At 35.6% G+C, this 12,505-nt stretch carries 13 protein-coding genes; 5 read left to right on the top strand and 8 right to left on the bottom strand.

Annotation, left to right across the window (positions count from 1 at the left end; translation table 11 throughout):
• Complete coding sequence (locus HH_RS08020) at positions 1 to 1,338, top strand: ComEC/Rec2 family competence protein (RefSeq protein WP_011116498.1); 1,338 nt, start codon at positions 1 to 3, stop codon at positions 1,336 to 1,338.
• Here HH_RS08020 and HH_RS08025 read toward each other — a convergent pair.
• From HH_RS08025 to HH_RS08060, 8 genes are read right to left on the bottom strand one after another with little or no spacing between them, the layout of a single operon-like run.
• Positions 1,311 to 2,600 carry a nucleotide sugar dehydrogenase gene (locus tag HH_RS08025; RefSeq protein ID WP_011116499.1) on the bottom strand — a complete coding sequence of 430 codons (1,290 nt, stop codon included), beginning with the start codon at positions 2,598 to 2,600 and terminating at the stop codon, positions 1,311 to 1,313. The two genes, HH_RS08020 and HH_RS08025, sit on opposite strands and share 28 nt — an antisense overlap.
• Entirely contained in the window at positions 2,600 to 3,181 is a 582-nt protein-coding gene (locus HH_RS08030) for an acyltransferase (RefSeq protein ID WP_011116500.1), read from the bottom strand. The genes HH_RS08025 and HH_RS08030 overlap by 1 nt, the downstream gene beginning before the upstream one ends.
• On the bottom strand, positions 3,178 to 4,140 hold the full coding sequence (locus tag HH_RS08035) for a Gfo/Idh/MocA family oxidoreductase (RefSeq protein ID WP_011116501.1): 963 nt from the start codon (positions 4,138 to 4,140) through the stop codon (positions 3,178 to 3,180). Before HH_RS08035 ends, HH_RS08030 begins: the two co-directional genes overlap by 4 nt.
• 7 nt (positions 4,141 to 4,147) lie before the next feature.
• Entirely contained in the window at positions 4,148 to 5,074 is a 927-nt protein-coding gene (locus HH_RS08040) for an SPOR domain-containing protein (protein WP_011116502.1), read from the bottom strand.
• Positions 5,075 to 5,118: 44 nt separating this feature from the next.
• Entirely contained in the window at positions 5,119 to 5,664 is a 546-nt protein-coding gene (locus HH_RS08045) for a DUF1882 domain-containing protein (RefSeq protein ID WP_011116503.1), read from the bottom strand.
• 11 nt (positions 5,665 to 5,675) lie between these two features.
• Positions 5,676 to 6,926 (bottom strand): serine hydroxymethyltransferase, encoded by a 1,251-nt coding sequence (locus HH_RS08050; protein ID WP_011116504.1) that lies wholly within the window; start codon positions 6,924 to 6,926, stop codon positions 5,676 to 5,678.
• Complete coding sequence (gene lysS / locus HH_RS08055; protein WP_011116505.1) at positions 6,926 to 8,482, bottom strand: lysine--tRNA ligase; 1,557 nt, start codon at positions 8,480 to 8,482, stop codon at positions 6,926 to 6,928. Before lysS ends, HH_RS08050 begins: the two co-directional genes overlap by 1 nt.
• Positions 8,483 to 8,494: 12 nt before the next feature.
• On the bottom strand, positions 8,495 to 9,118 hold the full coding sequence (locus HH_RS08060) for a CvpA family protein (RefSeq protein WP_011116506.1): 624 nt from the start codon (positions 9,116 to 9,118) through the stop codon (positions 8,495 to 8,497).
• Between the two features lie 185 nt (positions 9,119 to 9,303).
• Here HH_RS08060 and mqnP point away from each other — a divergent pair, with 185 nt between their 5' ends.
• The 4 genes from mqnP to HH_RS08080 are packed head-to-tail and all read left to right on the top strand — an operon-like array spanning position 9,304 to position 12,496.
• Positions 9,304 to 10,200: a menaquinone biosynthesis prenyltransferase MqnP gene (mqnP, locus tag HH_RS08065; RefSeq protein ID WP_011116507.1), complete on the top strand. Its 897-nt coding sequence runs from the start codon at positions 9,304 to 9,306 to the stop codon at positions 10,198 to 10,200.
• The gene (locus HH_RS08070) at positions 10,190 to 10,756 is read left to right on the top strand and encodes a hypothetical protein (RefSeq protein ID WP_011116508.1); all 567 of its coding nucleotides are present in this window, start codon (positions 10,190 to 10,192) and stop codon (positions 10,754 to 10,756) included. The genes mqnP and HH_RS08070 overlap by 11 nt, the downstream gene beginning before the upstream one ends.
• Before the next feature lie 3 nt (positions 10,757 to 10,759).
• Positions 10,760 to 11,287 (top strand): hypothetical protein, encoded by a 528-nt coding sequence (locus HH_RS08075; RefSeq protein WP_011116509.1) that lies wholly within the window; start codon positions 10,760 to 10,762, stop codon positions 11,285 to 11,287.
• A 21-nt stretch (positions 11,288 to 11,308) separates the two neighbouring features.
• Complete coding sequence (locus tag HH_RS08080) at positions 11,309 to 12,496, top strand: pyridoxal phosphate-dependent aminotransferase (protein WP_011116510.1); 1,188 nt, start codon at positions 11,309 to 11,311, stop codon at positions 12,494 to 12,496.
• The last annotated feature ends 9 nt before the right edge of the window (positions 12,497 to 12,505 follow it).

The raw sequence follows: 12,505 nt of genomic DNA on the forward strand, positions 1-12,505 counted from the left end.
GTGAAAGATTCTCATAAAAATACACATTCACTTTTTGAAGTTGAACTTTTTAGCACAAGAAGACAATGGGCAGTATTTATATGTATTTGCGCGTTGGTTTTTGCTTTGCATTTATATCAAGAATATGTTCAGTATAGAATCTATACTACACCCACACATACGCAAGAGCTATATGCACAAGTCATTGCTCAATATACAAAGAGCAAACAAAATAATGGCAAAAATAGCGTCTATGAGGTCTTAAAGCTCAAAACAAGCGATGGTGAAGTATTTTATACTACAAGTAAAGAAGATATTAAGGATATTTCACATCGTTTTGTGAGAATCTATGGCAAAAGGCTTGAATGCTCTTTTGCGCAATATTTAAAAAGTTGTTTTTTTATTTCTTATCGTATTTCACTTTTGTCTGAATATGATTATCGTCAAGGTGTGAGAAAATGGATAGATTCACAGCATCAAGAATCTTTAGTAGCTGATTTATATAAAACGCTTTTTATGGCAGATTTTTTACCACATATTTGGCGTGATATAAGCAATAAGCTTGGTGTTGCCCATTTAATTGCTATTAGTGGATTTCATTTGGGGATTTTAAGTTTTGTTATAGGAGGGCTTTTAAGTCTTGTATATAATAGTTTTCATAGATTTGTGAGCTATCGGAATAAATATTTTGATATTGGATTGCTGGTGCTTGTGTGTCTTTTTGGCTATCTTATTGTGCTTGATTTTTCACCTTCATTTTTACGCTCTTTTATAATGGCAGTGTGCGGATTCTTTGTCGTATATAGCGGCATTAGATTAATCAGTTTTAAATTGCTATTTGTCGTTGTATGCGTGTGTTTAGCACTTTTTCCACGTTTAATCTTTAGTATAGGTTTTGCACTTTCTGTAAGTGGCGTATTTTTTATTTATCTTTTTGTGCGCCATATTCATTGGGTAGGTGGATTATGGCATAAAATAGTATCTGTACCCATAAGTTTTAATACACTTATTTTTTTAGATATGTTGCCGTTTGTGCATTGGTTTTTTCCTTATTTTACACCTTTAAATGTGCTTTCAATCCCTCTTAGTCTCATTTTTGTAGTATTTTTTCCTTTAATGCTTGTAGCTCATATATTTGGTTTTGGGTGGGTGTGTGATGAATTTTTCTTGTGGATAAAAGATAAACAGATTAATGCTATTACATTTTATACGCCATTGTGGTTTATATGTGGGTATGGTATTTTATGTATATGGGCAATATATTCTAAGAGAGCATATTATGCGCTTCATTGTATGAGTGTTGCATTTTTTGCTTATCTTATCGTGCAATTTTATAAATCTGGACTCAGTTTATGGTGAGTAAGTGTGTAATAAATGTGCTCTTTTTTGCCTAGATCTTGATGAGAGAGAGATAAGAATTTATCGTGTGCCACTGCTAGAAAAATTGCATCAAAATATTCAGTAGGAAGTGAGGGTAAGAGGGTAATACCATATTGTTTTTGAACTTCTTTGACATTAGCAAGAGGGTCATAGATACTCACTTGTGCGCCAAAGTCTTCAAGCTCTTTTTTGACAAGTGGCACTTTAGAGTTGCGTATATCAGGACAATTTTGCTTAAATGTTATGCCAAGAATAAGAATTTTGCTTGAGAGCACTTCTATATGTTGGGCAATCATTAATTTGATCATTTTTTGTGCGACAAAATGTGGCATCATATCATTAATAAGTCGCCCTGAACTAATTACTTGTGGAATATAACCAATAGCATTCATTTTGTGTGTGAGATAATATGGGTCAATGCTAATGCAATGTCCGCCGACTAATCCGGGGCTAAAGGGAAGAAAATTCCATTTTGTTTTTGCAGCTTCAAGCACTTCAAGTGCATCTATATCTAAATAATCACAAATAATGCACATTTCATTTACAAAGGCAATATTAAGGTCGCGCTGGGCATTTTCAATAATTTTTACCATTTCGGCAGTTTTGATTGAAGAAACACAATGCGTTCCTGCAGTAATAATTGAAGCATACAGAGAATCCACAAACTTTGCTACTTCTAATGTGCTACCCGAAGTGATTTTGCGAATCTGTGTGAGCGTATGTGAGCTATCACTAGGATTTATGCGCTCTGGCGAATATCCGAGATAAAAGTCTTTATTAAGAGATAAGTGAGAAGTGGATTCAAGCATATTTTTGCATTCGGTTTCTGTGCAAGTGGGATAAGTCGTAGATTCATAAATGACAAGATTCCCCTTTTGGAGCACTTTGCCTACGAGTTTGCTTGCATTAAGGAGTGGAGAAAGGTCTGGGACTTTATTTTTGTCAATAGGAGTTGGCACGCATATAATATAAATATTTGCTGATGCAATATGTGTGAGTTGGTCGCAAAAATATAATTGTGAAGCCTGAAGAATATCCTCTTTGTTTACTTCTTGAGTGTTGTCAATGCCAGTTTGTAGTTCCTCTATACGTTTAGAATCAATATCGAAACCTATTGTAGGATAAACTTTGCCAAAAGCCACAGCAAGAGGCAGCCCGACATAGCCTAAGCCAATGACTGCAATGTGTGCAGATTCTAAACTTGGCAGGGTGCAAGTGTGAGGGAGTGAATCATTTATCATTACAGATTCTCATTTATTATTTCAATGTGATTATTGCATAGATGATACATTGTGCCATCATAACTATCATAAGCCATCATTTTTGCATCAAATACAAGTTTTTTTCCTGCTTTATCTACCCAAGCAAGGTGTCGTGCGGGATTTCCCACATAAAGAGCAAAATTAGGAATGTTTTTTGTAACTACGCTTCCAGCGCCAACAAAGGCGTATTCCCCGATTTCTACACCACATATAATAGTAGTATTTGCGCCAATAGAAGCACCGCGTTTAATAAGAGTAGGGCGAAATTCACTCTTGCGTGAGATAAATGCACGAGGATTAATGACGTTGGTAAAAACAACACTTGGTCCCAAAAACACATCATCGCAGATTCTCACACCCTCATAAATACTGATATTATTTTGAGCCTTAAGATTGTTACCAATTATCACATTTGGACCTATCATACAATTCTGCCCAAAAGAGCAGTTTGTGCCTATCGAACTGCCACTAAGAATATGGCAAAAGTGCCATATTTTACTCCCTTCTCCTATGCTGACATTTTCATCAATGATACTTGTAGGGTGGATAAAGCATTTCATACTACTTGCACCTTTGCATTCAGAGGGTGATATTCGCCCTTAATGCCAATGGGTGTGCTATGGCGGATATGGTGGATAAGTTCAATAGCCTCTCGTGATTGAGTGCATTCAAACCCATTGCCACAGAGAATCTCTGCATAACTTCTTGTATGTAAATCATCAAACCCTTCGCTGAAGATAAATTCTTCATTTTCGAATATAAGGCGACGATAAACTCTTTTTCCTTGTATTTTGCATTCATCAGGTAAAAGTGTTTCATCAATAGATAAAAACCAACGCACTTGTGCGTGTTCTAATATAAGGTAACCACTCACGCTTTTTTCATTACGAATATGCACAATACTTTCTTTGAATGAGCCAAAAATCCACAGCAGCATATCAAAAAAATGTACCCCGATATTAGTTGCTACACCTCCACTTTTGCTTTCATCACCTTTCCAAGAGTGAAAATACCATTTGCCCCTTGCAGTAATATAGCTTAAATCAATATTAAAGATTTTGCAAGGGTTTTGTGCTAATAGGGTTTGAATGCGATTTTTAAGGGCGATAATGCTTGGGTGAAGACGAAGCTGCAAAATTGTGTAGATTTTTTGTTTATTTTCTTGTTGGGCTTGTATGAGGGCGTCAAGATTCCAAGGATTAAGTACAATAGGTTTTTCGCAAATTGCTGATGCACCATTGCGTAAGGCAAGGCGTATGTGTGTATCGTGAAGATAATTAGGTGAGCAGATACTGATGTAATCAAGAGGTGTGCCATTGCGGCAAAGTTTATCAAGGTGGCGCTCAAAACGTTCAGCTTCAGTAAAAAAATTAGCATTTGGAAAATAACTATCTAAAATACCAACTGAATCGTGTTTATCAATTGCGCAGAGTAACTCACCATTATTATGTTTAATGGCTTGAAGGTGTCTAGGAGCGACAAAGCCACCTACACCAATCAATCCAAAAGTTTTTTTCATTATAAGATTATTTTACCTCAAAATGCACTGGGTCAGAGACAAGGGTTGTAAATTTAGGCAAATCACGTCCAGCATCAGTGCGTGAATGATAAGGTCCGATGAGATATTTTGTTGTCGGCTGCCCATTTGAAGTACCTGCATAAACACGATAGCTATAGTTACTAATTTTTTTAAGAAAATCTGCACTTGGCTTATTGGCAAATGAGCCTACCTGCACATAGAATCCCTTTTCTGCAACTTGCCCATTTTTAGAAGTATCCATACGAGTTACAGAGACATCTTCAAAAACATTTGCCACATTTTTTTGAGCTTGCGGTTGATTTTGAGTTGGAGCAGGTTTAGCAGGAGCTGCATTTTGTGCAGGTTTTGTTGGCTCCGGTTTGTTTGTTTGAGTAGGCTGAACTAACACAGGTTGTGCAGGTTTCGCTGGTTCTCTTGTGGCAGCAGTGGTTGCAGGTTTTTTTGGAGAATCTGATACTTTTTGAGTAGGTTGGGTAGTATTTTTAGGTGGAAGTACAGGTTGTGCAGGTTTTGTTGGCTCTATTGGAGTGGCAGGAGCTTGTGGTTGATTTTGTGCAACCTGTGTTTGTGTATTTGTATTTTTTGGATCACGGCTACGAATGTCATTAAGAATTTGCTGAAATGGGTCATCATTTGATTCGCTATTAGCAAGTGGAATATCAACAAAACCATCTTGAGGATTTGAATGCGATGTATCGTTTTGAGAATCTATGGGAGTTAAACCACTGTTGGTTGCAGTATGTCTCTCATCAAGCTCTTCATCATCACGTGTAAGGATAAAAACTACTGCAATTAAAATACTTAAAAAAACTAATGCTGTGGCAATCATCATCATAAGTTTTTTTGTGCGGTTTTGTTTTTGCAATTCATCATCATTGATTAAGATATCATTGAGTTCTCGTTTTGTTTCCATTAGTTACTCCTTAAATAATTTAAACTTCTCATATTATGTTTTGGCTACATATGTCTTGCCCAAGATGCTCCACGCTCTTTAGCATAAACATCATAGGGCAAGGCTAAAATGTTAAAATTTGAAGGCATTTCATCACTAGGAAACACTCTCCATTCTTTAGGACAGCGTTGAGCCAACTTGATAGAAAGCGTTTTAGCCAAACGTTTTCCCTCATTAATCTCTGTATGTCCTTTATGTATATAGAGGTGCAAATGTCCTGGTGTTTTAGAGCAAAATGCTGTAAAATTTAAGAAACCTTCTTCACGTAAAAGCAGTTGAGCACGATGATAGAATTTTTCAGGATTACGCCCATTGTAATCAAAAACAATATTTTCCACTTTTGCTCCTTTAGCAAGCAAAAGTGAATGCGCAATTACAATTTCCTTACGAAAATGTTTGTTAATAAGCATAGAAGTGAGCATTGCATCTACTCTCTCGTATTTATCATAGAGAATCCGCCCCATATGACTAACTTTTGTTCCTAATCCACTGACACGTTTATAATAATGCGATGTATCCATTTTAATTAACTTTAAATCCATTTCTGTCACGACTCACCCCCCTAAAAAATTGGTCGGTCATAGATTCTAAAATCTCGACTAAAGTTTTTGACTTGTGCCTTAATATGTTCTTGCAAATTGGTATTGTTAATATCATCAAGAATATCAGCAATTTTTTCTCCAATCCATTCAAACTCCTTTTCTTTCATACCTCGTGCAGTTAGAGCAGGAGAGCCAATCCTAATACCACTTGTAATAAAAGGAGAACGGATTTCTCCTGGAATGGTATTTTTATTCACCGTTATTCCCGCATTACCAAGCGCTAAATCTGCATCTTTGCCACTAAAATCTTTGTTAAGGAAACTCATTAAAATTAGATGATTATCACTTCCACCGCTTACAAGTTCATAGTTGCGCTTGATGAGCACCTCTGCAAGAGCTTGAATATTTGACTTTACTTGTTTTGCATAAATTTTCCATTCAGGTTTGAGATTTTCTTTAAAACCTACTGCCTTTCCTGCGATAATATGCATAAGAGGTCCACCTTGGATACCTGGAAATACAGCCTTATTGATTTTAGCATAGAGTTCTTCATCATTTGTAAGAATCGCTCCACCTCTAGGTCCGCGCAATGTTTTATGTGTCGTAGTGGTAACAATATGGCAATGTGGAAAAGGATTTGGATATTCTCCTGCAACCACAAGCCCAGCTACGTGAGCAATATCACCCATAAGGTAAGCCCCTACAGAATCTGCAATCTCACGCAATCTTTTAAAATCAAGCTCACGAGTATAAGCAGAGAATCCACATACAAGAACATTTGGTTTAACCACTTGAGCTTGAAGTGCGAGTTTATCATAATCAATACGCCCATTAAGCTCTACACCATAAAAGAAGCTTTGATAAAGTTGCCCTGAAGTGCTGACTTTAGCCCCGTGTGTGAGATGTCCTCCGTGGCTTAAATCCATACCTAAAATTTTATCATAAGGTTTTAAAATCGCTGCATATACCGCTGCATTAGCCTGTGAGCCTGAATGTGGTTGCACATTAACAAAATTTGCACCAAAGAGTTTTTTTGCTCGTTCAATCGCAATTTCTTCAATTTTATCAACAAACTCACAGCCTCCATAATAGCGTTTAAATGGGTAACCTTCAGCATATTTATTTGTTAAAATACTTCCCATAGCCTCCATAACACTTGGAAAAGTAAAATTTTCACTCGCAATCATTTCTAAATGCTCATTTTGTCGTTCAAGCTCTTTTTCTATGAGCTCAAAGACCTCAAAGTCCTGCTCTTTGATTGAGTAATCCATTAGTTCTCCTTGATTATTTGAGCATTAGATAATGCGTCTTGAGAAAGTATTATATCAAAATTTGATTTAGTTGGCTTTAATGCAGGAAATAAAATTACATCTTTAATTGTTTTTGCATTGCTTAAAAGCATTACTAATCTATCAATACCTATGCCTTCTCCAGCAGTAGGTGGCATACCGTGCGCAAGTGCCCATACATAATCTTCGTCCATATACTGCGCTTCTTCATCTCCCGCATCTTTTGCCTTGGCTTGCTCTTTGAATCTCTCAAATTGGTCGATTGGGTCATTAAGCTCACTAAAACCATTGGCAATTTCCTTACCACCGATGAATAACTCAAATCTATCAGCAACATTTGGATTCTCATCATTACGCCGAGCTAAAGGGCTAATTTCAATGGGATATTGCGTGATAAAAGTCGGATTGATGAGTTTATGTTCAACAAATTCATCAAAAGCTTCGCCTAAAAGTTTGCCATAAGACATACTCTTATCTACCTTAAGATGTTTGCTCATAAGGAAGCTAAGGAGTGCGTCTTGATTATCAATGATATTTTTATCTAAACCACCAATTTTAATTAATGCTTCTTTGTAGCCTATAATGTGCCATTGTGAGAAATCAATTTCTAACTCATCGTGTATCAAACTATGCGGTAAGTTGAGTTTTTTAAATAAGAAAGCAAAAAGTTCTTGGGTAAGTGTAATGAGGTCTTCATAAGTCTTATATGCCCAATAAAATTCAATCATACTAAATTCTGGATTATGTGAATGATCCATACCTTCATTGCGAAAATTACGATTGAGTTCAAAAATAGCTTCAAATCCCCCTACAATAAGACGTTTGAGATAAAGTTCGGGCGCAATTCGTAGATATCTATCTACATCAAGTGCATTATGATGAGTGATGAAAGGGCGCGCATTTGCTCCGCCAGGAATAGAATGGAGCATAGGTGTTTCCACTTCTAAGAATCCTTTTTGCTCAAAAAATTGTCGTATGCACGAGACAATTTGGCTACGCAGTTTAAAAGTTTCTTTAACTTTGTTATTAACGATTAAATCTACATAACGTTGGCGATAACGTAGCTCAATATCATTTAGTCCGTGAAATTTTTCTGGGAGTGGGACGATACTTTTGGTAAGTATTTGCAATGTAAGTGTGTGGATACTTAATTCACCGGTTTTGGTTACAAAAGCATAACCACTTACATTGATAATATCCCCAACTTCAAGCACTTTTTTAATCAATAAAAAGTCTTCTCCAATATCATTTTTTGATACATAAGCTTGAAGGATACCACTTTCATCTTGAATCTTAATAAAGCACGCTTTTCCCATTAGACGGATAAAACGCACACGTCCTACAATGCTTTCAATCTCTTTATTTTGCGTACAATCTTGCGTATCATCTGAAGATTGCATTTTGAGATGATTATATTTATTTAAAAAATTGTAATTACTGATAGTGCGTGTAGTTTTATTAGCATAAGGATTAAAGCCTTCTTGTCGCATAAGTTCCATTTTTTTTATACGTTGTTGAACATAAAAATTTGAAAACATATTTTACCTTATTTACCTTTGTCGCCAATTATGAGAATCTTGTTTAGGCGATGTTGGTAGCTTATTTTGAAGCTGTTTTGTCGTGTTGTCAAGTTTTTCTTCAAGTTGTTGCGTATTAAAATTATTTAAATTTTCTTTAACTTCTTGTATTTGCTCAAGATTCATAATATGCACAGCAAGATTTTTCATCATCGGAAATAGAGAACTGCTTTGTTCAATATTTTGTGAAAAATTCTTAAGCCACCCAATTTGTGAAATACCAAAGACAATTATAGAAATAAGCAAAAATGCCTTACAGAATCCAAACATTAAACCAAAAGCACCATCAAGCACCGCAAGAGGCGTGAATTTTATCGCCCGATAGAGAATCTCACCAAGAAGCAGAAAACTTGCCCAAATGAATGTAATAATGATAAGAAAACCTACAAGCGCATTAAGGTCAGGGGAATTAAAATCATAAATGTTGCTTGCAAACCATTCGCCCGCATCATTATAGAATCTTGAGGCAAAGAATATCCCAAGTAATATACCCAAAAAGCTTGCTAAACCGCGGATAATACCTTGCCAAATGCCCTTAAGGGAAAGTAAAATAAGCAATACTAAAATCCCTATGTCAATGTAATTCAAGTTGTCCATACACCCTGTCCTTTAAAATTTTTAATATTAGAGAAATAACCCCACCTTTTAGAATGCGATATATTAAACGATTTTGCCTTATTTTGCAAGAGTTTTAGCTTATTTTTTGGTAAGGTATTTTAAAATCTTACATTATTTTACCTTAAGCAAGATAAAGAATAATCAAATCAAGGACTGGATTTAAAATGAACTTATTTCAAGCGTTGGGTAGGCGAATAAAAAATTTTAGCGACCTTGTTGCTTTTGAGCATACAATTTTTTCAAGCAGTTTTATTCTTATTGCAATAGTTGTAGCAAGTATGCAAGTGTATGGGATTCCGTGGTGTGGGTGGGAAACTTTTATTCTTTGTATATTGGCTCTTGTGAGTGCAAGAAATTTTGCTATGGGCTTTAATCGTCTTAAAGACAGGGATATTGATATACGCAATTTACGTACAAATAAGCGTCCGAGTGTTGATGGGCGTATTAGTCTTAGCGGTCTTGTAGCCTTTAATGTTATCAATGCTTTAATTTTTATATTTGTTTCTTATTTTATCAATACCCTTGCGTTTTATCTTTGTGTACCATTTTTAGTTATTTTGGCTTTTTATTCTTATACCAAACGTTTTAGTGCCATAGCACATTGGGTGCTTGGTGTATGCTTGGGTTTAGCACCCATAGCTGGAGTTATTGCAGTTATGGGTGAGATTCCTTTGTGGAGTATATTTTTATCTGTGGGGGTGCTATTTTGGGTAGCGGGATTTGATTTGCTTTATTCTATTCAAGATATAGAGTTTGATAAGGATAACCATCTACACTCTATTCCTGCGTATTTTGGAGTAAAAGCTACATTGTGGATTTCGCGTTTATGTCATCTTATAGCAGTAGGATTTTGGGTAAGTTTTGTATATGAAGCACAGCTTGGCAAAATTGCAGAAATAGGCGTAGTTTTATCTGCTCTTATGCTTTGTTATGAACAATATTTAGTCAGTGTGCATTTAAAAAATATTCCCAAAGCTTTCTTTGTTACTAATGGTTATTTGGGTATGATATTTTTTATTTGTATTTTAATAGATTCTATAAGGGTTGTATATGGATATTAAAGGCATACTTGAGCAATGCGGTATTTACACACGTATCGTGCCGTGCGAACTTGAAGTAGCTTTTTCAAAGCTAGATGAAGCTAATCAGGCAACTTTTAATAAGGAGTTTGTTACTCTTGCGCAACATCGTTATGGTTCTATTGCACAATGGCTTAATAAACTTAAATCTAAAAAAGCCACAGAGGATACCGATGAGGTTTTGCTTGAGCTGCTTGTAGAGCTTTATCAAAAGGTGGAGAATATTGAGCAAATACTTTTAAATAAAACGACACAATATATTCCTTTGGCATTTGAAGGAATTGCTCATTTTGTGGGGCATAATGTGTTATGTATGCCTTCAAATGTGTTTGAAGAGGGAGAAGAGTATTATTTGCGTATATTTTTACCTATCTTTCCACAAAGATATATTGGTATTTTTGCATCTGCAATCCATAACCAGATTGTAAAATTTGAGCGTATTCATCATAAAGACACAGGAGATTTTGATAGCTTTGTGGTTCAAATGGAACGTTTAGCAATTTTAGATTCTAAAAGATTACAAAAAATGGAGGAATAGTTTATGTTTGGTGTTTCAATGAGTAGTATCAGTATGATTTTTGGGCTTGTCTCAATAGGTATTGTATGTTTAGTTGCATTTTTTAATTATACCCGTAATTTTGATTTAAACAAGCGATTAAGACGTTTTGAAAAAGGTATGGAAGATCTTAATAATGAAATTTTTAAAATTCATAAATGGATTAAAGATAATGAACTTGAGAATCAATTAAGCTCTACTGCATTAAATACCAAAATTAAAACAGAGAGCATTGATGCAGTCAATAATGCTTTGGTAAATGTATATCGCCAAATAGAGATTCTTGAAGCACAAGTCAATAAAGAAGGCGATTATATTGAAGAGAAAATTGTGGGTATTGAAGAGAAAATCCGCGAGTTTGGTTATTTTCCTACTTCTAGCACAAATATTGATGAAAAACGCATTATTGGTATGTTTCGTGATGGTTGGAGCATTGATGCGATTGCAAAAGAAATGCGTTTAAGCAAGGGTGAGATTGAATTTACACTCAAACTTGCGGATATTAAAGAGTAATCTTAAGCACAAGGAGAAAAGATGAAAAAGACAACTTATGCAAAACGTGTAGAGCTTTTAGGAGAATCTACCACAATTGCTATTAGCACACTTGCACGAGAATTAAAAGCTGCGGGGCAAGATATATTAAGTTTTTCGGCTGGAGAACCTGATTTTGATACGCCAGAAATTATAAAAGATGAGGCTATTAGAGCGTTAAAAAGTGGTTTTACTAAATATACTGCGGTGGCAGGGATTCCAGAATTACTTGAGGCGATTAAAGATAAACTTTTGCGTGAAAATACTCTTGCTTATGAGCGTAATGAAATACTTGTAAGCAATGGAGCAAAACACTCACTTTTTAATGTTTTTCAAGCTCTTGTTGATAAAGATGATGAGGTGATTATCCCCTCTCCTTATTGGGTTACCTATCCTGAACTTGTAACCTTTAGCGGCGGTAAATCTGTCATTGTGCAAACAACGCAAGCAAATAATTTTAAAATTACACCAAAACAGCTCCGTGAAGCCATCACACCCAAGACAAAAGTATTTGTGCTTAATACCCCATCTAATCCTACCGGTATGGTTTATACTAAAGAAGAACTAGAATCTCTTGCTGAAGTCTTAAAAGACACAAACATATGGGTTGTGAGTGATGAAATGTATGAAAAACTTGTTTATGGAGTGAAATTTTTCTCTGTTGCAGCTGTAAATGAGGATATGATGCAGCGCACTATCACAATTAATGGACTAAGTAAGTCTGTGGCGATGACAGGGTGGCGTATAGGCTATCTCGCGTGTAAAGACAAAAAACTTGTTAAATTAATGAACAATCTTCAAAGCCAATGCACTTCTAATATTAATTCTATCACGCAAAAAGCTGCCATAGTAGCACTTAAAGGAGAGGCAAATAATGATATTGAGGATATGAGAAAGGCATTTGAAGAGCGTATGCGTTTTGCGTGCGATGCGATTAATAATATTCAAAACCTTAATGTGTGTGAGCCTCAAGGTGCATTTTATCTCTTTATTAATATTTCTACATTACCTCGGTATGGTACAGATTCTATGGGATTTTGCCAAGCATTACTTAAGGAGCAAGGAGTAGCACTTGTGCCCGGAGTTGCTTTTGGTATGGAGGGATTTGTGCGACTTTCTTTTGCGTGTTCTTTAGAGCAGCTTAAAGAAGGCATTACACGCATTTCGCAATTTGTTAAAACGCTTTTTTAAGTAATGAAA

Source organism: Helicobacter hepaticus ATCC 51449 (genome assembly GCF_000007905.1).
Lineage (GTDB): Bacteria > Campylobacterota > Campylobacteria > Campylobacterales > Helicobacteraceae > Helicobacter_C > Helicobacter_C hepaticus.